At 72.8% G+C, this 21,870-nt stretch carries 27 protein-coding genes, 1 pseudogene and 1 riboswitch; of the genes and pseudogenes, 7 read left to right on the top strand and 21 right to left on the bottom strand.

Translation table 11 applies throughout. The features are described from left to right. Positions 1–26: 26 nt before the first annotated feature. The 6 genes from ABD875_RS20935 to ABD875_RS20960 all read right to left on the bottom strand — a co-directional run bounded on the left by ABD875_RS20935 (position 27) and on the right by ABD875_RS20960 (position 4,102). Positions 27–1,046: a sensor histidine kinase gene (locus tag ABD875_RS20935; protein WP_345181946.1), complete on the bottom strand. Its 1,020-nt coding sequence runs from the start codon at positions 1,044–1,046 to the stop codon at positions 27–29. A gap of 9 nt (positions 1,047–1,055) precedes the next feature. Further along, on the bottom strand, positions 1,056–1,853 hold the full coding sequence (locus tag ABD875_RS20940) for a TrmH family RNA methyltransferase (protein WP_345181949.1): 798 nt from the start codon (positions 1,851–1,853) through the stop codon (positions 1,056–1,058). 2 nt (positions 1,854–1,855) lie between these two features. After that, positions 1,856–2,242, bottom strand: coding sequence for a 50S ribosomal protein L20 (gene rplT, locus ABD875_RS20945; protein WP_243059970.1), 387 nt, complete (start codon positions 2,240–2,242; stop codon positions 1,856–1,858). A gap of 43 nt (positions 2,243–2,285) precedes the next feature. Then, entirely contained in the window at positions 2,286–2,480 is a 195-nt protein-coding gene (gene rpmI / locus ABD875_RS20950) for a 50S ribosomal protein L35 (RefSeq protein WP_028636711.1), read from the bottom strand. A 78-nt stretch (positions 2,481–2,558) separates the two neighbouring features. Then, positions 2,559–3,260 (bottom strand): translation initiation factor IF-3, encoded by a 702-nt coding sequence (gene infC / locus ABD875_RS20955; RefSeq protein ID WP_345181953.1) that lies wholly within the window; start codon positions 3,258–3,260, stop codon positions 2,559–2,561. 305 nt (positions 3,261–3,565) lie between these two features. Beyond that, the gene (locus ABD875_RS20960; RefSeq protein WP_345181955.1) at positions 3,566–4,102 is read right to left on the bottom strand and encodes an SseB family protein; all 537 of its coding nucleotides are present in this window, start codon (positions 4,100–4,102) and stop codon (positions 3,566–3,568) included. Between the two features lie 95 nt (positions 4,103–4,197). Between ABD875_RS20960 and ABD875_RS20965 the strand changes: the two genes are divergently transcribed. Genes ABD875_RS20965 through ABD875_RS20980 form a run of 4 tightly spaced genes read left to right on the top strand, consistent with a single transcriptional unit; the run spans position 4,198 to position 7,270 of the window. Beyond that, positions 4,198–4,626 (top strand): hypothetical protein, encoded by a 429-nt coding sequence (locus ABD875_RS20965; protein WP_345181957.1) that lies wholly within the window; start codon positions 4,198–4,200, stop codon positions 4,624–4,626. Beyond that, a complete protein-coding gene (locus tag ABD875_RS20970; RefSeq protein WP_345181960.1) occupies positions 4,623–5,843 on the top strand; it encodes an amino acid deaminase/aldolase in 1,221 nt (406 codons plus the stop codon). The genes ABD875_RS20965 and ABD875_RS20970 overlap by 4 nt, the downstream gene beginning before the upstream one ends. Continuing rightward, a complete protein-coding gene (locus tag ABD875_RS20975) occupies positions 5,827–6,357 on the top strand; it encodes a uridine kinase family protein (RefSeq protein WP_345181962.1) in 531 nt (176 codons plus the stop codon). The genes ABD875_RS20970 and ABD875_RS20975 overlap by 17 nt, the downstream gene beginning before the upstream one ends. 10 nt (positions 6,358–6,367) lie before the next feature. Then, positions 6,368–7,270 carry an aldose 1-epimerase family protein gene (locus ABD875_RS20980; protein WP_345181964.1) on the top strand — a complete coding sequence of 301 codons (903 nt, stop codon included), beginning with the start codon at positions 6,368–6,370 and terminating at the stop codon, positions 7,268–7,270. On the opposite strand, the gene ABD875_RS20985 is transcribed toward ABD875_RS20980, so the two are convergent. The 10 genes from ABD875_RS20985 to rpe form a co-directional block, all read right to left on the bottom strand. Further along, entirely contained in the window at positions 7,267–8,016 is a 750-nt protein-coding gene (locus ABD875_RS20985) for a DUF3626 domain-containing protein (RefSeq protein WP_345181968.1), read from the bottom strand. The genes ABD875_RS20980 and ABD875_RS20985 overlap by 4 nt on opposite strands. Next, positions 8,013–8,459, bottom strand: a complete 447-nt coding sequence (locus ABD875_RS20990; RefSeq protein WP_345181969.1) for a PH domain-containing protein — start codon at positions 8,457–8,459, stop codon at positions 8,013–8,015. The genes ABD875_RS20985 and ABD875_RS20990 overlap by 4 nt, the downstream gene beginning before the upstream one ends. Then, a complete protein-coding gene (gene hisG, locus ABD875_RS20995) occupies positions 8,443–9,291 on the bottom strand; it encodes an ATP phosphoribosyltransferase (protein WP_345181971.1) in 849 nt (282 codons plus the stop codon). The genes ABD875_RS20990 and hisG overlap by 17 nt, the downstream gene beginning before the upstream one ends. A gap of 10 nt (positions 9,292–9,301) precedes the next feature. After that, positions 9,302–9,565, bottom strand: a complete 264-nt coding sequence (locus ABD875_RS21000) for a phosphoribosyl-ATP diphosphatase (RefSeq protein WP_345181973.1) — start codon at positions 9,563–9,565, stop codon at positions 9,302–9,304. Positions 9,566–9,576: 11 nt separating this feature from the next. Further along, entirely contained in the window at positions 9,577–10,062 is a 486-nt protein-coding gene (gene ribH / locus ABD875_RS21005) for a 6,7-dimethyl-8-ribityllumazine synthase (protein WP_345181975.1), read from the bottom strand. A gap of 1 nt (position 10,063) precedes the next feature. Beyond that, the gene (locus ABD875_RS21010) at positions 10,064–11,311 is read right to left on the bottom strand and encodes a bifunctional 3,4-dihydroxy-2-butanone-4-phosphate synthase/GTP cyclohydrolase II (RefSeq protein ID WP_345181977.1); all 1,248 of its coding nucleotides are present in this window, start codon (positions 11,309–11,311) and stop codon (positions 10,064–10,066) included. Then, entirely contained in the window at positions 11,308–12,009 is a 702-nt protein-coding gene (gene pnuC / locus ABD875_RS21015; RefSeq protein WP_345181979.1) for a nicotinamide riboside transporter PnuC, read from the bottom strand. Before pnuC ends, ABD875_RS21010 begins: the two co-directional genes overlap by 4 nt. Beyond that, positions 12,006–12,623, bottom strand: coding sequence for a riboflavin synthase (locus tag ABD875_RS21020; RefSeq protein WP_345181980.1), 618 nt, complete (start codon positions 12,621–12,623; stop codon positions 12,006–12,008). The genes pnuC and ABD875_RS21020 overlap by 4 nt, the downstream gene beginning before the upstream one ends. A gap of 1 nt (position 12,624) precedes the next feature. Continuing rightward, on the bottom strand, positions 12,625–13,638 hold the full coding sequence (gene ribD, locus ABD875_RS21025) for a bifunctional diaminohydroxyphosphoribosylaminopyrimidine deaminase/5-amino-6-(5-phosphoribosylamino)uracil reductase RibD (RefSeq protein ID WP_379188465.1): 1,014 nt from the start codon (positions 13,636–13,638) through the stop codon (positions 12,625–12,627). A 114-nt stretch (positions 13,639–13,752) separates the two neighbouring features. Further along, positions 13,753–13,882: riboswitch (FMN riboswitch) on the bottom strand. 62 nt (positions 13,883–13,944) lie between these two features. Next, positions 13,945–14,613, bottom strand: a complete 669-nt coding sequence (rpe, locus tag ABD875_RS21030) for a ribulose-phosphate 3-epimerase (RefSeq protein ID WP_345181983.1) — start codon at positions 14,611–14,613, stop codon at positions 13,945–13,947. 24 nt (positions 14,614–14,637) lie between these two features. Between rpe and ABD875_RS21035 the strand changes: the two genes are divergently transcribed. Next, on the top strand, positions 14,638–14,949 hold the full coding sequence (locus ABD875_RS21035; protein WP_345181984.1) for an iron chaperone: 312 nt from the start codon (positions 14,638–14,640) through the stop codon (positions 14,947–14,949). Positions 14,950–14,980: 31 nt separating this feature from the next. Here the strand turns inward: ABD875_RS21035 and ligD are convergent, their stop codons facing one another. After that, the gene (gene ligD / locus ABD875_RS21040) at positions 14,981–15,943 is read right to left on the bottom strand and encodes a non-homologous end-joining DNA ligase (protein WP_345181986.1); all 963 of its coding nucleotides are present in this window, start codon (positions 15,941–15,943) and stop codon (positions 14,981–14,983) included. Between the two features lie 39 nt (positions 15,944–15,982). On the opposite strand from ligD, the gene ABD875_RS21045 reads away from it, so the two are divergent. Continuing rightward, positions 15,983–16,696, top strand: a complete 714-nt coding sequence (locus ABD875_RS21045; RefSeq protein WP_345181987.1) for an AAA family ATPase — start codon at positions 15,983–15,985, stop codon at positions 16,694–16,696. 82 nt (positions 16,697–16,778) lie between these two features. Then, a pseudogene (locus ABD875_RS21050) lies at positions 16,779–16,940 on the top strand (sigma factor); the annotation flags it as partial. A gap of 34 nt (positions 16,941–16,974) precedes the next feature. Here ABD875_RS21050 and ABD875_RS21055 read toward each other — a convergent pair. From ABD875_RS21055 to ABD875_RS21070, 4 genes are read right to left on the bottom strand one after another with little or no spacing between them, the layout of a single operon-like run. After that, positions 16,975–18,339, bottom strand: a complete 1,365-nt coding sequence (locus tag ABD875_RS21055) for an RsmB/NOP family class I SAM-dependent RNA methyltransferase (RefSeq protein WP_345181988.1) — start codon at positions 18,337–18,339, stop codon at positions 16,975–16,977. Then, complete coding sequence (gene fmt / locus ABD875_RS21060) at positions 18,329–19,255, bottom strand: methionyl-tRNA formyltransferase (RefSeq protein ID WP_345181990.1); 927 nt, start codon at positions 19,253–19,255, stop codon at positions 18,329–18,331. The genes ABD875_RS21055 and fmt overlap by 11 nt, the downstream gene beginning before the upstream one ends. After that, a complete protein-coding gene (gene def, locus ABD875_RS21065; RefSeq protein WP_345181993.1) occupies positions 19,255–19,800 on the bottom strand; it encodes a peptide deformylase in 546 nt (181 codons plus the stop codon). The genes fmt and def overlap by 1 nt, the downstream gene beginning before the upstream one ends. A 21-nt stretch (positions 19,801–19,821) precedes the next feature. Next, positions 19,822–21,843 (bottom strand): primosomal protein N', encoded by a 2,022-nt coding sequence (locus tag ABD875_RS21070; RefSeq protein WP_345181995.1) that lies wholly within the window; start codon positions 21,841–21,843, stop codon positions 19,822–19,824. Between the last annotated feature and the right edge of the window lie 27 nt (positions 21,844–21,870).

Consider the following 21,870-nt stretch of genomic DNA (forward strand, 5'->3'; position numbering starts at 1 on the left):
CGTACGCCGCGCGAACCGGTTCACGTTCACGGACCCGCGGCGTCCACCGGCAGCACGACCGTGATCCGGGCACCGCCCCCGGGGGCGTCGTCGATCGTCGTGGTGCCGCCGTGCGCCTTCACGAGCCCGTGGACCAGGTAGAGCCCCAGGCCCGAGCCGCCGCCGGTGCCCGCTGTCCAGAACTTCGTGAACACCCGGCGCCGGAGCTCGGGGGCGATCCCGTCCCCCTCGTCGGCGACGACGAAGCGCACGTCGTCACCCGCGCGGTCGACGGTCACCTGGACCGTGCCCTCGCCGTGGCGGACGGCGTTCTCGACGAGGTTCGTGACCACCTGGGTGAACTTGTCCGGGTCGACGGTCACCTGCGGGAGACCGTCGGCGGCCTCCAGCTCGACCGTGCGGCTGGTCCCGGCGGCCACCGACTCGACCACCCTCCGCGTGAGCACGGCGACGTCGGACGGGCGCGGGTAGAGCTGCAGCCGGCCGGTGTCGAGCCGGGCCACGTCGAGGAGCTCGGCGATCAGCCGGCTCAGGCGGTCGGAGTCCGCGCTCACCGTGGTGAGCATCAGCTTCTTCTGGTCGTCGCTGAGCTTGTCCCAACGGTTCAGCAGGGCGTGCACGAAGCCCTTCACACCGGTGAGCGGCGAGCGCAGCTCGTGCGCGACGGTCGCCACGAGGTCGGAGCGCTCGCGGTCCAGGCGCGCCCGGCCGCGGCCGGAGCGGATGCTCACCGCGACCTGCTCCACCGGTGCATCGAGCGCCGGCCGGAGGATGCGCGCCACCGTCAGGACCTCGGTGCCGTCCGGAAGCAGCCACGACTGCTCGGGGATCGCGGTCCGCGTCGGCAGCCCGTCGTACGGCGTGTTCGTGGCGAACCACGCGCAACCCGCGTGGTCCTGGAGTGCCAGGACGTCGGCGAGGTGCTCACCGACAGCGTCCTCGGCGCCGAGCAGACGCGCGGCGACGGTGTTGATCGCCGTGACCCGCCCGTCCGGGCCCGCGAGCACCGCGCCGTCGGCGAGGGCGTCGAGCTCGGTGCGGGTCACGTGGACAGGCTACTGACGCCGCTGTGCGCCCGCCGACGCGTAGAGGCACACAGCCGCGGCGGTGGACAGGTTGAGGCTCTCGGCGCGGCCGTAGATCGGGATCCGCACCCGGTGGTCGGCGAGCTCGGCCAGCTCCGCGGGCAGGCCCCACGCCTCGTTGCCGAACAGCCAGGCGGTGGGCGCCGCGAGCAGCTCCGCGGTGGGGTCGAGCTCGATCTCGCCGGTGCCGTCGGCGGCGAGCACCTGCAGGCCCGCGGCCTGGGCGGCACGCACCGCGGCGACCGGGTCGGGCTCGATCGCGAGCGGCAGGTGGAACAGGCTGCCCACGCTGGCGCGGACCGTCTTCGGGTTGTAGGCGTCGACGGAGCTGCCGGCCAGGACGACCCCGTCGGCACCGGTCGCGTCCGCGCACCGGATCACCGTGCCCGCGTTGCCGGGGTCGCGCACGTCGGCGCAGATGGCGAGCAGGCGCGCGGCGTCGGCGACGTGCTCGACCGGCCGGTCGAGGAAGCGGCACAGGGCCACGACACCGGCCGGGGTGACGCTGTCGCTGAGCGACGCGAGGGCCCGGTCGTCGACCAGCGTCCACTGCGGCGCGGTCGCGGCGAGGGCGGCGTACTGCTCGGTGGCGGCGAGGGTGGCGAAGACCTCGACCACGCAGCCGGGGACCTCGAGGGCACCCTCGACGGCCTTCGGGCCGTCGGCGAGGAAGAGCCGCCGCTCGGAGCGTTCCGAGCGGCGGCTGAGCTTCCTGGTCTCCTTGACGCGGGTGTTGCCCGCCGTCAGCGGGAGGTTCAGGCTCCCCAAGATCAGGCGGAGACCTTGGGCGCGTTGACGTCCTCGGGCAGGGCGGCCTTGGCGGTCTCGACGAGCGCGTTGAACGCCGCGATGTCGTTGACGGCCAGGTCGGCGAGGATCTTGCGGTCGACCTCGACACCGGCGAGGTTCAGGCCCTGGATGAACCGGTTGTAGGTGATGCCCTGGGCGCGAGCCGCAGCGTTGATCCGCTGGATCCACAGCTTGCGGAAGTTGCCCTTGTTCTTGCGCCGGTCGTTGTAGCTGTAGACCAGCGAGTGGGTGACCTGCTCCTTCGCCTTGCGGTAGAGGCGCGAGCGCTGGCCGCGGTAACCGCTGGCCCGCTCGAGGACGACCCGGCGCTTCTTCTGGGCATTCACTGCCCGCTTGACGCGTGCCACTTTTTACTCCTTGATGCTTGGTAAGTCTGGGTGCGAGAGCCGGTCAGAGACCGAGCATCTTCTTCGCGCGGGGAACGTCGGCCTTGGCAACCTCGACGGTGCCCGTCATCCGGCGGGTGACCTTGGAGGGCTTCTTCTCGAGGTTGTGGCGCTTGCCGGCCTTCTCGCGAAGGATCTTGCCGGAACCGGTCACCCGGAAGCGCTTGCTCGCACCGGAGTGCGTCTTGTTCTTCGGCATCTCTGCTCTCTCTTCTCGTCCTGCTGGGGCTCCGGTGGGCGCGACGTGCTCGCGCCCTCCCGGGTCCGTGGTTAGGTCTCAGGCCTCGATCTCGGGATCGAGGTTCTCGGAGCGGCGGCGCTCCTTCTTCTGCGCGACCGGGCCGGCCGCGTGGGCGGCGTCGCGCTCGGCCTGCTCGGCGGCCTCGGCGGCCGCGCGCTCGGCGGCGCGCGTCTCCTTCTCGGCCTTCATGTCGACCTTGGCGTCGGCCTTCTTCTTGTGCGGGCCGAGCACCATGATCATGTTGCGGCCGTCCTGCTTCGGCGAGGACTCGACGAAGCCGAGCTCGCTGACGTCCTCGGCCAGCTTCTGCAGCAGCCGGAACCCGAGCTCGGGGCGGTGCTGCTCACGACCGCGGAACATGATCGTGATCTTGACCTTGTCGCCGGCGCGCAGGAACCGCACGACGTGGCCCTTCTTGGTCTCGTAGTCGTGCGCGTCGATCTTGGGACGAAGCTTCATCTCCTTGATGATCACGTTCGTCTGGTTCCGACGGGCCTCGCGAGCCTTCTGGGCGTTCTCGTACTTGAACTTGCCGTAGTCCATGAGCTTGCAGACAGGCGGCTTCCCCTGCGGGGCGATCTCGACCAGGTCGAGGTCCGCCTCCTGGGCAAGCTTCAGGGCCTGATCGGTCGGCACGATGCCCACCGTCTCCCCGTTGGGTCCGACGAGTCGGACCTCGGGAACCCGGATCCGATCGTTGATACGCAGCTCGGTGCTGATGTGTCCTCCTGGTGGCAATTCGGCCGGAGGTCTCTCGCTGGTCCGGCACGCCCGAGAAGGTGGTCCGAAACAACAAAAGGCTTCCGCTAGCTGCAAGCGGAAGCCAGTCCGACGCCCCCCACGCGGGGTTTGCCACCTCGTGCCAGGCTGGGGAACGTACGTCGTACGCACCGCGGCCTGAGCCTTCGGGACCGGAACCCGACGACCTGGTGGAGCTGACCCATTGCTGGGGCGGTCGATGCGGGTGGGAGGCGATCGTGCGAGCCTCCGCTTGCGGATCTGCCCGTCGAGGGTACGGCGGACAGATCGGTCAACACCGAATGCTAGCCGACGATTCCCCCGGAGGCCGAATCGCTGGGGTGCACCCACGCGATCTCGCCGCCCACGCGGGCCAGCGTCCAGCCCTGCGCCAGGCCGCGGAGGTCCTCACCCTCGATCACGAACCGGACCGGTCCGGCCAGGTCGACGAGCAACGCCTCGGCACCGTCCTGCAGCGCGGCCTGCGCCGCCTGCTGGGTCGCGGTCGGCACCGGACGCGCCTCGGGGTCCCAGGTCGTGAGCGCCGGGTTGCCGGTGAAGGCCAGCAGCGCCATCCGACCGTCGGCGCCCTGGAGCAGGACGGTCGCCATGTCGCTGGTCTTGTCGTGCGCGAGCCCCGACTCGTCGTACTCGACCTCGCCGAGCACGGCCACGACCGGCACCAGCAGCCTCGATCGCTGCAGCGTTCCGATCACCTCGGCGCGGGTCGCCTCGCCGGCCGCCCAGGCGGCGAGCACCGCGCTCACGGCCGGGTCGGCGGAGCCGTCGTCGCCCGCGAATCCGGGGTCCGGGATGCGGCGGGTGTCGGCAGGGTCGGTCATGCCCCTCATTGTCCCTGTCCCTTCGGCTCAGTCCAATCGGTCAAATCTTGTCCGGAAAGGTGGTCGGGCGCCCGGTCATGTGCGACTCTGGCCTCGTGGACGATGCCGCCTGGGCCGCGCTGGCGCTGAGCCTGACCGTGGCCGGATCGATCTGGACGTGGGTCGCCTTCCGGCGCCGCGGCCTGGCGTCCGGCCTGCGCGCGCTCGCGTTCACGCTGCTGCCGGTCGCGGCGTACCTCACCAAGACCCTGCAGCTGGTCACCGGCATCGCCGGGGAGGTCACGGACTGGGTCGCGAACCTGGTCTGGAACCCGCTCGTGTGGACGGGCGTGCTGCTCGGCGGGGTCTCGGTGGTGCTGTTCGTGGTCTCCGGGACGCTGCGCGCCCGCCGGGCCGGCACCGACCAGGCTGCGGCCAAGCCGCTGAAGCCGGGCACGAAGGCGTCGAACCAGCCCGTGGTCGACGACGACCTGGGTGACATGGCGGAGATCGAGGCGCTGCTGCGCAAGAGGGGCATCTCATGAGCGGGCAGGACTTCGTGGAGCGCAACCGGCTCTGGTCCCGGTTGGGCGACGCGGTCGCCAAGCACGGCGAGCCGCTGTCGACCCCCGTGCTCGTGGTCGACCTCGACGCGTTCGACGCGAACGCCGCCGACCTGGTGCGCCGGGCGGGCGGCAAGCCGATCCGGGTGGCGTCGAAGTCGCTGCGCGTCCCGGCGCTGATCAGCCGGGCACTGGCGCACCCGGGGATGCAGGGCGTCCTCGGCTTCACGCTGCGCGAGGCGCTGTGGCTGCACGAGCAGGGCATCAGTGACGACATCGTCGTCGCCTACCCGACCATCGACCGCGGAGCCCTGGCCGACCTGGTGGCGTCGCCGTCGGCCGCCGCCGCGATCACGCTGATGATCGACAACGTCGCGCACCTCGACGTGATCGACTCGGTGCGCCGCTCCCCCGCCGTCCCGGTCCGGATCGCGATCGACGTCGACGCCGGCCTGCAGATCGCCGGGCAGCACGTCGGGCCCAAGCGCTCACCGCTGCACGACACCCGCGCGGTCGTCGAGCTCGCGCGCACCGTCGTCGACCGTGGCGGCTTCCAGCTGGTCGGCGCCATGACCTACGAGGGCCAGGTCGCCGGCCTGCAGGACCAGGTGCCGACGGCGCGGGCCAAGTCGATGATCCTGCGGCGGGTCAAGACGCTGTCGGTCGCCCAGCTCGCCGTCCGCCGCCGCGAGGTCGCGGACGCGCTCGCCGAGCTGGCCGACCTCGAGTTCTGGAACGCCGGCGGCTCCGGCTCGGTCGAGGACTCCGCGGCCGATCCTGTCGTGACCGAGGTCGCCGCGGGCTCGGGGCTGCTCGTGCCGCGGCTGTTCGACCACTACCGCTCGTTCCGGCCGCGTCCCGCGTCCTTCTACGGCCTGCCCGTGACCCGCAAGCCGTCGGCGGAGATGGCGACCGTGCACGGGGGCGGGCTGGTCGCGTCCGGGCCGATCGGACCGGACCGCCTGCCGACCCCGTGGGCGCCGGCCGGCCTGGAGCTCACCGGGCTCGAGGGCGCGGGCGAGGTGCAGACCCCACTGACGGGCAAGACCGCCGCGCTGCTGGAGATCGGCGACCTCGTGTGGTTCCGCCACGCGAAGTCCGGCGAGCTCTTCGAGCACGGCAACACCGTGCACCTGCTGGCCGGCGACGAGCTCGTCGACGCCGTGCCGAGCTATCGCGGGTGTGGGCAGTCCTTCTGACGCGTCGCGCGTCCTCGACCTGACGCGCACGCGGCCACCCACGCTCGGCACCGGCCGCCTGGTCTGCGTCGACGGTCCCGCGGGGTCCGGCAAGACGACGCTGGCCGCGGCCCTGGGCGCCCCGGTGATCCACCTGGACGAGCTGATCGAGGGATGGACCGGGCTGCGCACCGTCGACGCCCAGCTCGACGGCCTGCTGCGACCGCACGCGTCCGGGGAGCCGGGCTCGTACCGGCGCTACGACTGGAACGCCGGGGAGTACGCCGAGACCGTGGTCGTGCCGCCCGCGCCCCTGCTGGTGCTCGAGGGCGTCGGGGCGGGCTCGCTGGTGATCGCCGACCTGGTCACGACGCTGGTGTGGATCGAGGCGGACCACGACGTGCGGATGGCGCGCGGGATCGAGCGCGACGGCGACGCGTTCGCGCCGTACTGGGAGATGTGGGCGGCCGAGGAGACCGAGGTGTTCGCCCGGAACCGGACCCGGGAGCGGGCGGACCTCCTGTTCCGGACCTAGGCTGCCGCCCATGCTGTCGGGAGAGCAGTTCGAGATCGAGAGCGGCGGCTACCGCGCCGTCGTGACCGAGAGCGGTGGCGCGCTGCGCCTGCTCGAGCACGACGGTCGTCGGCTCCTCGATGGGTTCGGCGACGACGAGATCGCGCCGGCCGGGCGCGGGCAGCTGCTGATGCCGTGGCCGAACCGGATCCGCGACGGCGCCTACACCTACGGTGGCCGAGACCTGCAGCTGCCGCTGACCGAGCCCGCGCTGCGCAACGCCTCGCACGGCCTCGTGCGGTGGGCCGCGTGGTCGGTGGAGGAGCACGCCGCGAGCTCGGTGTCGCTGACCTATCGCCTGATGGCCCAGACCGGCTACCCCTGGACGCTCGACCTCCGGGTGGTCTACGACCTCTCCGCGGACGGCCTGACAGTGACGCAGTCCGCGACCAACCTCGCGAGCACGCCCGCGCCGTACGCGAGCGGGGCGCACCCGTACCTCACGGTCGGCGACGGGCCCGTCGACGGCTGGGAGCTGACCCTGCCGGCAGCCACCCGGTCGCTCGTCGACGACCGGCTGCTGCCGGTGGGGCGCGAGGACGTGGAGGGGACGGCGTACGACTTCCGGATCGCGCGGCCGATCCGCGGCATCGCGTTCAACGACGCGTTCACCGACCTGGAGCGTGACTCCCGGGGTGTGGCGACCGTGCACCTCAGCGACCCCGCGTCGGGCCGGGCCGTGGTGCTGTGGGTCGACGGAGCGCACCGGTGGCTGCAGGTGTTCAGCGCGGACGGCGCGGGTGCCGCCGCCCGGCGCTCGCTCGCGGTCGAGCCGATGACGGCGCAGGCCGACGCGTTCCGCAGCGGCGAGGACCTCGTGTCGCTGGCGCCCGGTGAGGACTTCACCGCCGCCTGGGGCATCCGGGCGCTCTAGCCCGTGCGTCCGTAGCGGGCGAGGCAGTGCCACACCTGCTTGAGCCGCTGCGGGTCGTGGGCTCGCGAGCGGGCGGCGGCACCGACGACGTCCGGGGTCAGCACGTCGCCGAGCGTGCGCGCGAGCGCAACGACCTCGGGGCCGCGGTAGGCCGGGTCGAACTCCTCGGGGCCCGCCCGGAACCCCGGGTGGAACTCGACCGCGCACCCCAGCTCGACGGCCGCCCGCTCGACGTCGGTGCCCGCGAAGCAGGGGTCCAGGACGACCGCGTCGACGTCGGTGTCGAAGCGCACCGGCCCGTGGACGTGCGCCTCGACGCACTCGTCGAGGTCGTCGAGACCGGACTCGTCGGCCATCCGGCACAGGTGCGGGAGCAGCGACCGGTCCCCCACGTCGACGGGCTCGAACACCGAGTCCGGGAAGCAGAACGTCGAGCGGTCCAGCACCTCGGGGCGCAGCCGCACGTACGACGAGCCGAACCGGATGGCGCCGCCGTACGGGTCGGCTCTCCGGTTCCACGCTCCGTAGACCGGTCGGGTCGCGAGCGTGCTCTCGTCGTACCGACCGTCGAAGAGGCGGCTCTCCCACCGCCAGCGGTCACCGCCGGGGAACGCCGTCAGGCCGCCGTTCGAGATGCCGGTGGCGAACTGCGAGAGGTACACCCCGTCGGCCGCCATGGACTCGATGACCATCCGGTCGCCGTGCGGCCAGTCCGGGTGGAACTGGAGCGTGACCGCGGGGGTCACGACTGTCGCTCGACCACCGTGCGCAGCTCGCGGACTGCCTGCTTGGCGCGGTTGCCGTCGGAGCCCTGGATGCCCATCGCCGAGACCGTGGCGCCGCTGGCGAGGTCGAGCGTCACCCACGGCGCGCCCGGCGGCAGGTGCACGCCGACGACCTCGGCGTATTCGAACTGCCGGCGCTTGTAGCCGTTGACGACCACGAGCCGCTCCTCCTCGGCGACCACCCGCGAGCGGACCAGCGCGAACCAGACCGCGAACCCGAGCAGGCCGATCGCGACCACGGTCCCCCGCTGGAACGGCGTGAACTTGGCCTGGGTCTCGTCGTCGAAGCCGATCCACGCGAGCCCGACGACCAGGAGCAGGCCGAGCCCGAGGACCGTGCCGGCCATCCGCACCCCGAAGGGCCGCCACGTGTGCGGCAGCGTGATCTCAGAGTCGGCAGGCATGGATGTCCGTCAGCAGGATGCCGCGAGCGCCGAGGTCGTAGAGCTCGTCCATCAGCCGTTGGGCGCCGGCGCGCGGGACCATCGCCCGCACCGCCGACCACCCGTCGCGATGAAGCGGGGCCACGGTCGGGCTCTCGATGCCCGGCGTCAGCCGGACGGCGTCCTCGACCCGCGCGGTCGGGATGTCGTAGTCCATCATCACGTAGCTGCGGGCGACCAGGACGCCGTCGACCCGGCGCCGGAAGACCTCGAAGCCCTCGGGGACCGCTCCGGTGCGGGTGATCAGCACCGCCTCGGAGTCGAGGATGGTCTCGCCGAACGTCTCCAGGCCGGCCTGGCGCAGCGTGCTGCCGGTCTCGACGACGTCGGCGATCACGTCGGCGACCCCGAGCTGGATGCTGGTCTCCACGGCGCCGTCGAGCCGGGTCACGGTCGCGTCGATGCCGTGCTCCTCCAGGAACGCACGGACCACGCCGACGTACGACGTGGCGATGCGCAGCCCGGAGAGCTGGGACAGGTCGGAGTAGACGCCCTGCGGGCCGGCGAACCGGAAGCGGCTGCGGCCGAAGCCCAGCCCCATCACCTCGTCGGCCTTGGCGCCGGAGTCGGTGAGCAGGTCGCGGCCGGTGATCCCGACGTCGAGGGTGCCCTCGCCGACGTACAGCGCGATGTCGCGCGGGCGCAGGTAGAAGAACTCGACACCGTTCTCGGTGTCGGTGAGCGTCAGCTGCTTGGAGTCGTCGCGCTGCCGGTAGCCGGCCTCGCGCAGGATCTCCGAGGCCGACAGGGACAGCGATCCCTTGTTCGGGACCGCGATGCGGAGCAGTGCCATGGGAGTGTCCTCAGAGGTGTGCGTAGACGTCGTCGAGGTCGATGCCGGTGGCCAGCATCAGGACCTGGGCGTGGTAGAGCAGCTGGCTGATCTCCTCGGCCGCGCGCTCCTTGCCCTCGTGCTCGGCGGCCATCCAGGACTCGGCGGCCTCCTCGACCAGCTTCTTGCCCGTCGCATGGACGCCGGCGTCGAGCTGTCGCACGGTGCCGGATCCCTCGGGGCGGGTCCGGGCCTTCTCACTCAGCTCGGCCCAGAGCTCGTCGAACGTCTTCACGGTGGACCAGCCTACGGCGTACGGCGCGCGTCCCCTCGCAGGGTCCGGGCGGTGAGCAGGGCGGCGGCCGCGGCCTCGTAGCCCTTGTCCTCGCGCGAGTGCGCCAGGCCGGCCCGGTCGAGCGCCTGCTGGTCGTTGTCACACGTGAGCACGCCGAAGCCGACGGCGACGCCGTGGTCGAGACCGACCCGGACCAGCCCGTCGGTGGCGGCCTTGCAGACGTAGTCAAAGTGCGGGGTGCCGCCGCGGATCACGACACCGAGAGCGACGATCGCGTCCCAGCCTTGCTGCGCGAGGACCGAGGCGACCACCGGCAGCTCGAACGTGCCCGGGACCTGCACGAGGTGCGAGCTCGTGACGCCGTACTCCGCCAGGGCGCGCTGGGCGCCGCCGACCAGGCCGTCCATCACCTGGGTGTGCCAGCTGGCGGCGACGATCGCGACGCTCATCCCGCTCGCGTCGAAGACCTCGCTACCCGGTGCTCCGTCTCCAGCCATGTCAGGCTCCGTCCTTCAGGTCGAGGTTGGGCAGGTCGTGGCCCATCCGATCCCGCTTCGTGAGCAGGTAGGCCAGATTGTGGTCGTTCGGGTGCGGCGTGAGCGGGACCCGCGCCGCCACCGGGACACCGAAGTCCTCGAGATTGCGGACCTTGTCGGGGTTGTTGGTCATCAGCCGCACGCTGCGGATGCCGAGGTCGCGCAGCACCTGGGTCGCGGTGCCGTAGTGGCGGGCGTCGGCGGGCAGCCCGAGGTCGAGGTTGGCGTCGACGGTGTCCCGGCCGCCGTCCTGGAGCTGGTAGGCCTGCAGCTTCGCGACCAGCCCGATCCCGCGACCCTCGTGGCCACGCAGGTAGACCACGACGCCGCGGCCCTCCTCGACGATCCGCTCGAGGGCCTCGTCGAGCTGCGGGCCGCAGTCGCAGCGCGCCGAGCCGAACACGTCGCCGGTCAGGCACTCGGAGTGGACGCGGGTGAGGACCGGCTCGTCGCCCGAGACGTCGCCGTACACGAGCGCGATGTGCTCGGAGTCGTCGACGGTGATCTTGTAGCCGTACGCCGTGAAGTCGCCGAAGCGCGTGGGCAGCCGGGTCTCGGCGACCCGCTCGACGAGGTTCTCGTGGCGGCGGCGGTAGCGCACCAGGTCGTCGATCGAGATCATCGCGAGCCCGTGCTCGTCGGCGAACTCGCGCAGCTCGGGCGCGCGCTTCATGGTTCCGTCGTCGTTGACGACCTCGACCAGGACGCCGGCCGGGGTCAGCCCGGCGAGCTTGGCGAGGTCGACCGCGGCCTCGGTGTGGCCGCGGCGGACCAGCACACCGCCCTCGCGGTAGCGCAGCGGGAAGACGTGCCCGGGCCGGGTGATCTCCCACGGCTCGGTGGCGGAGTCGGCCAGCACCCGTGCGGTGTGCGCCCGGTCGGCCGCGGAGATGCCCGTGCTGACGCCGTCGCGGGCGTCGACGGAGATCGTGTACGCCGTACGCAGCTTGTCCTTGTTGTGCGGGGTCATCAGCGGGATCTCGAGCCGGTCGAGCATGTCGGCCGGCATCGGGACGCAGATGACGCCGCTGCTGTGCCGGATCGTGAACGCCATCAGCTCCGGAGTCGCCTTGCTCGCGGCGAAGATGATGTCGCCCTCGTTCTCACGCGTCTCGTCGTCGACCACGATGACCGCCTTGCCGGCGGCGATGTCGGCGATGGCGCGCTCGATCGAGTCGAGCCGGACGTTGTCGTGCTGCGGTTCGCTCATGCGGGGACCTTCTCCCGTTCGGTGGTGCCGGGGCTGGGTGCGGTCGCCCGCAGCCAGGTGATGAAGCCGGCGATGCAGAGTCCGCCGTAGAAGACGTAGAGGATCGCGGACGGGTAGTAGCCCGAGTGCCACAGCAGCGGCACGCCCACGAGGTCGACCGCGATCCAGGCCAGCCAGAAGTCGTTCCAGCCGCGGGCCATCGCATAGGTCGCGATCATCGAGCCGACGAAGATCCAGGCGTCGCACCAGTAGTACCAGCGCGGCGCGGGCCAGCCGGCGCCGACGACGGAGAACACCCACTGGCAGACCAGGACGCCGGCCGCGGCGACGAGCAGGTAGGCCACCCGCTCGCGGGTCGTCGCCCAGCGCGGGTCGACGGCGGGTGCGTCGCCTCCCCCGTGGGCGGTGCGGGTCTGGTTCCAGCGGTACCAGCCGTAGATGCTGGTGGCGATGAAGAAGACCTGGCGCGCGGCCTGGCCGAACAGCGGTTGCTGGGCGTGGGCGTCGAACGTCGCGGCGATGAACACGGTGAACAGCAAGACGTTGCCGACGATCCCGACCGGCCAGGCCCAGACCCGGCGGCGCAGGCCACCGACGGCCGAGGCGAAGCCGAAGGCGTTGCCGAGGATCTCGCGCCACGTGATCGAGTGGCCGGCGATGTCGAGGTGGGCGTCGTACAGCGACGCGAGGGCGCTCACGCCTGCTCCTTCTGGTACGGCAGGAGCCGCTCGACGTACTTGGCGATGACGTCGACCTCGAGGTTGACCCGGTCCCCCGGCTGGCGGGTGCCGAGCGTGGTGCGGGCGAGCGTCTCGGGGATCAGGCTGACCGTGAAGCGGTCGGCCCCGGCCTCGACGACCGTGAGGCTGACGCCGTCGACGGTGATCGAGCCCTTGTCGACGAGGTAGCGGCTCAGCGACCCCTTCTCGTCTTCGGGAGGCATCGCGATCTCCACGACCTCCCAGTGCTCGCTGGGGGTGCGGCTGACGACCTCCCCGACGCCGTCGACGTGGCCCTGGACGATGTGCCCGCCGAGGCGCTTGTCCGCGGTGACGGCACGCTCCAGGTTCACGGGGTCGCCGGGGCGGACGCCGTACAGGCTGGTCTTGTCGAGCGTCTCCTGCATGACGTCGGCGGTCCAGGTGTCGCCGTCGATGCTGGTGACGGTCAGGCAGCAGCCGTTGACGGAGATCGAGTCGCCCAGACCGGTGCCCTCGAGCACGGTCGTGGCGGTGATGGCGAGGCGGATGGCGTCGCCCTGGTCCTCGACCGCGGCGACGGCGCCGAGCTCCTCGACGATTCCGGTGAACATGTCAGCTCTCTCCTGGAGTGAGGGTGATGCGCACGTTGGGCTCGCTCTGCCCGTCGGGGGCGTCGAGCACGGTGACGTCCGTGACGCGGGGACGGAACGCGTCGGCGATCGTGGTGATTCCGAGGTCGGCGACCGCGCTGCGCCCGGCGCCGAGGAGCATGGGGGCGACGTACACGACGATCTCGTCGACGAGCCCGGCCTTCAGGAACGCCGCGGCCAGGGTCGGCCCGCCCTCGAGGAAGACGTGCTGGCGGTCCCGGGCGAACAGCTGCTCCAGCGCCTGCTCGGGGTCGCGGGTGCGCAGGTGCACGGTCTCGGCGTCACCGTTGAAGATCCGGCGGCCGGGGTCGAGCTCGCGCTCCCCCATGACCACGCGCAGCGGCTGGGTCGCGAGCGGCTGGTCGTGCTCGTCGCGGACGGTGAGCAGTGGGTCGTCGACCTCGACGGTGTTGGTGCCGACCAGCATCACGTCGCAGAGGGCGCGGAGCCGGTGGGTGTCGTGCCGGGCCGCCGGCGAGCTGACCCAGCGGCTGGTGCCGTCGGCGGCGGCGCTGCGCCCGTCGAGCGTGGTCGCGAACTTCCAGGTGACGAACGGGCGGCGGTGCGTCACCGCGAACGTCCAGACCTTGTTCAGAAGTCCCGATTCAACCGTCAGAAGTCCCGATTCAACCTGGATGCCGGCGGCACGCAGGGTGTCGGCGCCACCGGCGGCGGTCGGGTTGGGGTCGGACTGCGCGAACACGACCCGGCGTACGCCGGCGTCGATGAGGGCCTGGGCGCAGGGGCCGGTGCGGCCGTGGTGGTTGCACGGCTCGAGGGTGACGACCGCCGTGGTGCCGCGGGCGCGGTCGCCGGCCCGGGCGAGCGCGTCGGCCTCGGCGTGCGGGGTGCCCGCGCCGCGGTGGTAGCCCTCGGCGACGGTCGCGCCGTCGGCGTCGAGCAGGACACAGCCCACCCGGGGGTTGGGGCCGAGCGGGACGCCGGGGGTCGCGGCGAGCTCGAGGGCGCGCAGCATCGCGGCCCGCTCGGCTGCCGTGGTGGCTCCGCTGGTCACTGGTGGCCCCTCGTGTCCGGTCACGGACTCCGGGGCTGACGGGTCGCGCACGTACGACGTACGTGTCGACGACACCTGCGTGCGCTTCCCATCCGGACTTTGACCGTCGGTCCAGGAGTTCCACCTGGTCAACCGGTCACTGGCTGTGACCGGGTCGCGGACTTTCACCGCCGGCTCGGAATTTCACCGACCCCAGAGCACGCGAGAATGAATTCTCGTCGGGGCGAGTCTGCCACAGCCGCCGCGCCGACGTCGTGGTGGTTCGCGTCACACGGACGAGGCGGCCTCGGCGGCGGCGCGCAGCTCGGCGACCATCCGGTCGGGGTCGTCGGCCGAGTAGACGGCCGAGCCGGCGACGAACACGTCGGCGCCGGCCTCGGCACAACGGGCGATGGTGTCCAGCGACACCCCGCCGTCGACCTGCAGCCAGGTCTCGACGCCGTGCTTGTCCATCAACTCGCGGGCGCGGCGGATCTTGGGCAGGCACAGGTCGAGGAACTTCTGGCCACCGAAGCCGGGCTCGACGGTCATGATCAGCACCATGTCGAGCTCGGCGAGCAGGTCCTCGTAGGGCTCGATCGGCGTGGCCGGACGCAGCGCCATGCTGGCCCGCGCGCCGTGCGACCGGATCTCGCGCGCCAGCCGCACCGGCGCCCGGGCGGCCTCGACGTGGAACGTCACCGAGCCGGCACCGGCCTCGACGTACGCCAGCGCGTTGCGGTCGGCGTCCTCGATCATCAGGTGCGCGTCGAGGGGTACGTCGGTGCTGCGGGCGAGGGCCTCGAGCATCGTGGGCCCGAACGTGAGGTTCGGGACGAAGTGGTTGTCCATCACGTCCACGTGCACCCAGTCGGCGCTGGGGATGCGCGCGACCTCGGCGCCGAGGTCGGCGAAGTCGGCGTTGAGGATGCTCGGCGTGATCTGGATGTGACCCACGGGCGCGAGTCTAGGGTGAGTCCCGTGGCGACCTATGACGACCTCCACGACCACGTCCGCGGCCTGGTGCTGGGCGTCGCGCCGGACGCCGAGGAGGGCACCAGCTACGGCATGCCCGCCTGGCGGTGGAAGGGCAAGCCGCTCCTGGGCCTGAACCAGGCGAAGGCGCACGTGGGCGTCTACCCGTTCAGCCCCGAGGTGGTCGACGCGGTGCGCGACCGGCTCGACGGCTTCACCCTGACCAAGGGCGGCGTGCAGTGCACCCCGGACGTGCCGCTGCCCGACGACGTGGTCGTGGAGATGGTGCGGCTGCGGATGGCGGAGATCCGCGGCTGATCCCGGCTCGGCCGTCGCGGCAGGGAGCTGATCAGTCCTCCGGGTCGGCGGGTGGGGCGGCACCCTCGTGCTCGTCGCGCTCGGCCCACTCCAGCAGGGGGGCGATGTCGAAGACATGGTCGTCGATGTCGGCGTGCAGGTCGCCCAGCTCGGCGAACCGCTGCGGCACCGTGAAGATCGTGAAGTCGCGCGGGTCGGCGTCGTCGATCTCGTCCCAGCGCACGGGTGTGGAGACGCGGGCGTCAGGGAGGCCGCGGACGGAGTACGCCGCCGCGATCGTGTGGTCGCGGGCGTTCTGGTTGTAGTCGACGAACAGGTGGTGCGGGTCGCGGTCCTTCTTCCACCAGGTGGTGGTGACGTCGTCCGGGGCGCGGCGCTCGACCTCGCGGGCGAACGCGAGCGCGGCGCGGCGTACCTCCTTGAAGCCGTGGTCGGGGCGGATCCGCACGTAGACGTGCAGGCCCTTGCTGCCGCTGGTCTTCGGGAACCCGGTCGCGCCGAGCTCGTCGAGGACCTCGTGCGCGACGTGGGCGACGCGGCGCACCTGGTCGTAGTCGCTCAGCGGGCCCGGGTCGAGGTCGATGCGCCACTCGTCGGGCTTCTCGGTGTCCTCCCGCCGGCTGTTCCACGGGTGGAACTCGACCGTCGACATCTGCACCGCCCAGATCACCGAGCCGAGCTCGGTGACGCAGAGCTCGTCGGCGGTGCGGTTCCAGCGCGGGAAGTGCAGCTGGACCGTCTCGACCCACGGCGGCGCACCGTTGGGCAGCCGCTTCTGGTGGACCTTGTCGCCGGCCAGGCCCTTCGGGAACCGGTGCAGCATGCACGGCCGCTCGAAGAGCGCGTTCACGATGCCGGGCCCGACGGCGAGGTAGTACTCGACCAGGTCGAGCTTGGTCGCACCCGACTCCGGGAAGTACACGCGGTCCGGGTTGCTGACCCGCACGACCCGGTTGTCGACCTCGATCTCGACCGCAGGCGGCTTGGACGGCATGCCGCGAGCCTAGGGGGTTCGACCGCCTACGGTTCGGACATGGACTTCGACCAGCCGCCCGTGGTCAGCGTGTCCGCCGAGGGCGGGATCCTGCCGGACGGTGCCTGGCCCCTGACGATCCCGGCGGTCTCGCAGCTGGTCCGAGACGGGCTCGAGCTGTCGCCGTTCGTGACCTTCCTCGTCGGCGAGAACGGCTCCGGCAAGTCGACCATCGTGGAGGCGGTCGCCGCGGCGTACGGCCTGTCGCCGGAGGGCGGGTCCGCCCAGGGCCACTACTCCACGCGGGCCACCGAATCCCCACTTGCCGGGGCGCTCAGGCTCCGGCGTGGCATCGGCGCGGCGCGGTGGGGGTTCTTCCTGCGCGCCGAGACCATGCACGGCTGGTACACGTACAGCGAGAGCACCGGCGGCGGGCCGAAGTTCCACGAGATGAGCCACGGGGAGTCGTTCCTCGAGGTGCTGCGCACCCGGTTCGACTCCCCCGGCTTCTACTGCCTCGACGAGCCCGAGGCGGCGCTGTCGTTCTCGTCGACGCTCGCGCTGATCGGCACGCTCGGCCGCATCGTCGACGCTGGCGGACAGGTGCTGTGCGCGACCCACTCGCCGGTGCTGGCCGCGATGACCGGCGCCACGATCCTCGAGGTCGGCGAGTGGGGCCTGCGCCGTACGTCGTGGGAGGACCTCGAGCTCGTGCAGCACTGGAAGGCCTACCTCGACGCGCCCGGTCGCTACCTGCGCCACGTCCTCGACTGACTGCAACGCGGCCCCGGGGTCGAGGAGTCGAACAGGTGTGAGCAACCCAGAGCACTCCGAGCAGGGCGCGTTCGCCGAGTTCGTGCGGGCCACGGCGCCCCAGCTGCACCGTGCCGCCCTGCTGCTCACGGCCGACCACCACCTCGCCGAGGACCTGACCCAGACGGCGTACGCGCGCATGTACGCCTCCTGGCCGCGGACCACTCGGACCGAGAACCCGGTCGCCTACGCCCGCACCACCCTGCTCAACGCGGCCTCGTCTGGACGCCCGCGGTCCCCTAGGCGGTACGTCGCAGCAGGGCCAGGAACATCGCGTCCGTGCCGTGCCGGTGCGGCCACAGCTGGATCGTGCCTGGAACCGGCCCGGCACAGTCAGGCACGCCGGGCAGCAGGCCCGTCGCGTCCTCGAGACGGACGTCGGCGCGGGTGCTGAGCACCGAGGACACCACGCCCTGGGTCTCGGACAGCACCGGGGAGCAGGTCGCGTAGAGCACGACTCCCCCGGGCCGGGTCAGGTCGAGCGCGGCTGACACCAGCCGCCGCTGCAGCAGCACCAGGGCGAGCAGGTCGTCGGCGCGCCGGCGCCACCGCGCCTCCGGACGGCGGCGCAGCGCACCGAGGCCGGTGCACGGGGCGTCGACGAGGACCCGGTCGAAGCCACCCGGCGCGAAGGGCGGGGCGGTGCCGTCGGACGCGACCACGCCACGCACCCCGGGAGACCCCGCCAGCGCGCGCTGCACCAGGCGCGCCCGGTGCTCCTGCCGCTCGGCGGCGACCAGGCCCGCGCCGCGCTCGGCCGCCAGCGCGGCGAGCAGCGCGGCCTTGCCGCCGGGTCCGGCGCACAGGTCGAGCCAGTCTCCGTCGGGGCCGTCGACCGGTGCGGCGGCCAGCGCCACCGCCACCAGCTGCGACCCCTCGTCCTGCACGCCCGCGCGGCCCTCGGCGACGGCCGGGACCTCGCCGGGGTCGCCCCCGGTGAGCGTCACGCCGTACGGCGAGTACGGCGTCGGCTCGCCCGGGAGCTCCTCACGGGTCGCGCGCCCGGGCCGGGCCACGAGCGTCACCCGGGGCGGCTCGTTGTCGGCGGCGAGCAGCGCGAACAGCTCGTCGGCGCCGACCGCGGCCTGGAGCTCGTCGACGATCCAGGCAGGGTGGCTGTACGCGATCGCGCCGTACCGACCGGGCGCGGTCGCCGGGTCGGGGGCGACCCGGGCGATCCAGGCGTCGATGTCGTGGGCGGTGACCTTGCGGAGGACGGCGTTCGCGAAGCCGCCCGCGCCGGAGCTGACCTTGGCGCGCACCAGGTCCACGGTGGTGCTGATCGCGGCGTGCGCGGGGACCCGCATGGAGAGCAGCTGGTGGGTGCCCAGCCGCAGCGCGTCGAGCACCTTCGCCTCGACCTTGCCCAGCGGGCGGTCGATGCAGGCGGCCAGGATCGCGTCGTAGGTGCCCCGACGCCGGATGGTCCCGGACACCAGCTCGGTGACGAACGCCGCGTCCCGCCCGGTCAGGCCGTGCTGGCGGAGCACCGACGGCAGCACGAGGTTGGTGTACGCGTCGTCGACCCGCACCGCCTTCAGCACCTCGAGCGCGGCCAGGCGCGCCGGGTCGACCTTGCTGCGCGACCGGGCCTCAGCCTTCACCCAGCACCGTCCCGCTCTCGATCCGGACGCCGCGCGCCCAGTCCGCGGCCGGCATCTGCTTCTTCCCGAACGCCTTGACGTCGCCGAGCAGCACGGCGTGGGTGCCGGTGCCGACGACCACCCGGCTCTTGCCCGCGGCGAGCTCGCCGGGCGGCAGGGCCAGGTCGGTCACGGTGACCGGGCCGAGCTTGAGCCGCTCGCCGTCGTACGTCGTCCACGCGCCCGGGGCCGGTGTGCACGCGCGGATCTGGCGCTCGATCGCGATGGCCGGCTGGGTCCAGTCGACGCGGGCGTCGTCGGTCTCGATCTTGGGGGCGTACGACAGCCCGTCGGCGGGCTGCTCGCGCGCCTCGAGCGAGCCGTCGGCGATGCCGTCCATGGTCTTCACCAGCAGCCCGGCACCGCCCTCGGCGAGCCGCGCGAGGAGGTCGCCGGACGTGTCGCCGGGGAGGATCCGCTCGGTCATGATGCCGAACACCGGTCCGGCATCGAGCTCCTTGACGATCCGGAACGTGCTCGCGCCCGTGACCTCGTCACCCGACCAGATGGAGTGCTGCACCGGCGCGGCGCCGCGCCAGGCGGGCAGCACCGAGAAGTGCAGGTTCACCCAGCCGTGGACCGGGATGTCGAGCGCCGACTGCGGCAGCAGCGCGCCGTACGCGACGACCGCGCAGCAGTCGGGCTCGAGCGCCCGGAGCGCATCTTGGAAGTCGGGGTCGCGCGGGTGCTCCGGCTTGAGGACCGGTACGCCGAGCTCCTCCGCGCGCTGCCCGACCGGGCTGGCGACCAGCTTGCGGCCCCGGCCGGCCGGAGCGTCGGGCCGGGTGACGACGCCCACCAGGTCGTGGTCGGACGCGGCGATGGCGTCCAGCGCAGGGACGGCGACCTCGGGCGTGCCGGCGAAGACGATCCGCATCAGATCCCGAAGCCTCGGGTGGCGTGCGGCGAGACCTTCACCAGGGGCTGCTCCAGACCGAACCACTCCGACTCGCGGATCTCGCGCATCGCGGCCTTGCGGGCCTCGGTGTCGAGCCGGTCGATGAACAGGACGCCGTCGAGATGGTCGGTCTCGTGCTGGATCGCGCGGGCGAGCAGGTCGGAGCCCTCGATGGTCACCGGGTCGCCGTGCATGTTGAAGCCGCGGGCGACGACGGACAGCGCCCGCTTGCAGTCGAAGGTCAGCTCGGGGATCGACAGGCAGCCCTCCGGGCCGTCCTGGATCTCGGTCGAGAGGTCCAGCTGCGGGTTGACCAGGTGGCCGGGCTCCCCGTCGACGTACCAGGTGAAGACCCGCAGACCCACGCCGATCTGCGGTGCCGCGAGACCGGCCCCCGGGGCGTCGAGCATCGTGTCGGTGAGGTCCTCGACGAGCTTGCGCAGCTCCTTGTCGAAGTCCACGACCTCGAGGGCGGGCTTGCGGAGGATCGGGTCGCCGAACAGGCGAATCGGCTGAATGGCCACGCGGTCAGTCTAGGGATGGGCTCAGAGGGTCGGCGGATCGACCTGGATGCGCACGGCGTCCAGCTTGCGGCTGGAGCGGACCCGCTGCAGCTCGCCCAGGGCGTGGGACAGCTCGAGGCCGCGGGCGCGCGGCACCCGGACGACGACGCGGGACTCGCCCTCGCCGACGTCGACCGGACCGAGCACCTCAGCGCTGTCGGGTGCGGAGAGCAGCGTGAGGGCGTCGTCGATCGCCCCGGGCTCGCCCGTGATCGTCGCCAGCCGGCTGACCGGAGGGAGGTGCGCCTCGGACCGCTCGGTGGTCTCGCGTGCAGCGAAGCCGGCGGGGTCCCAGCGCACCAGCGCCTGGAGGGCGGGGTGGGCGGGGTCGCCGACCGCGACGACCCGGCCCCCGGGCCGGGCGAGGGCGGCGGCGTTCGCCCAGCGGCGCAGCGCCTCCTCGCCCGCGCGCAGGTCGATGCGGGACAGCAGCAGCCAGGTGTCGAGCAGCACGACGGCGGAGTAGCCGCCGTCCGCGACCGGCTCGCCCCCGGGCGTCGCCACCACGATCTGCGGCTTGGCGCTCACGGTCGCGAGCACCTGGTCGCCCGAGCTGGAGCGCACCGTGACTCCTGCGAAGGCGCGCCCGAGCTCCTCGGCGGTCCGCGCATCGCCCAGCACCGGCGCGCGCAGCCCGCGGTGACCACACTCCTGGCAGGCCCACGCCTCCGCGACGACGCCGCACCAGCGGCACGCGGGCGGGGTGGTCGGCCCGGTCAGCGCCAGCGGGCCCTGGCAGGCCGCGCAGCGCGCGGGCGTACGACAGCGCTCGCACGCCAGCGCCGTGGCGTACCCCAGCCGCGGCGTCTGCACGAGCACCGGCCCGTGCTCGATCGCGTCGCGGATCGCGAGGTGGACCTCGCGCGGGATCCGCGCCCCGCGCGCCTGCACGTCGTTGAAGACCGGCTCACCCGCGATGGCGACGGTCACCCGGCGGCGGGCCTCGCGGGTCGGGGCCAGCTCGCGCGCCCAGCCCGTGCGGAGGAGGTACTCCCCCTCCACGGTCCGCACGAAGCCGCCGAGCAGTGCCGCGGCCCCCTCCCGCTCCGCGCGCAGCAGCAGCGTCTCGCGCGTGTGCGGGTACGGCGCACGCGGCTCGGCGTGCAGGTCGTCACCGTCGTCCCAGATGACGACCAGGCCGAGCTCGTGGACCGGGGCGAAGCTCGCGGCCCGGGTGCCGACGACGACCCGGCGGGCGCCTCGGCTGACCGCGAGGAAGTCGCGGTAGCGCTGGGCCGGGCCGGAGTCGGCGGTGAGCGTGACGTGGCGGTCCGGCCCGAGCACCTCGGTCAGGGCCTGGTCGACGCGGGCGACGTCCTTGCCGTCGGGGACGCAGACCAGCGCACCGCGCCCGGAGTCCACCGTGGCCGCGACCGCGTGGGCCATCAGCAGCGGCCAGTCGGTCGCCGGAGCGGCGGTCCACACCGCGCGGGGGGCCGCGCCCTCGGCGAGGTGCCGCAGGAAGGCCACGCCCGGGACGTGGTCGGCCCAGGCCGCCTCCCCGGCGGCCGCGTCCCGGACGATCGGCTCGGCCGGCGGCGACTGCTCCTTCTCGGTGGTCGCGTGCCGGGCCGGTACGGCGAGCCGCAGCACGTCGGCGCGCGCGCCGGCGTACCGCTCGGCGAGGTCGGCGGAGAGCGCCGCCACCTGGGGCGCCAGGACCGGCTCGGCGCTGACCACGCGGCGCAGCGGCGCGAGCCGGCCCGCGTGGTCGGAGGCGGCGGACCGGCCGACGACGTAGCCGTCGACGTCCTGGCCGGCGAAGCGCACCTTCACCCGGACGCCGGGGACGGCGCTCTGCGCCATCGAGGCCGGGACGGCGTAGTCGAAGGGCCGGTCGAGGTGTGCGAGCGGGAGGTCGACGAGCACCTGCGCGACCGGGTCGACGGCAGCAGGCTCCGCCTCCGCGGCCTTGCGGGCCCGGGTGGCCCGCGCCTTGGCCTGCGACTGCTTGACCGACGCCCGGACCATCCCCGGCAGCAGCTCGGGTTGCGGGTCGGTCATGGTCGCAGTTCTACCAGCGCCCACCGA

The sequence above is a fragment of the Nocardioides caricicola genome (genome assembly GCF_039541135.1).
In the GTDB taxonomy this organism is placed as follows: Bacteria; Actinomycetota; Actinomycetes; order Propionibacteriales; family Nocardioidaceae; genus Nocardioides; species Nocardioides caricicola.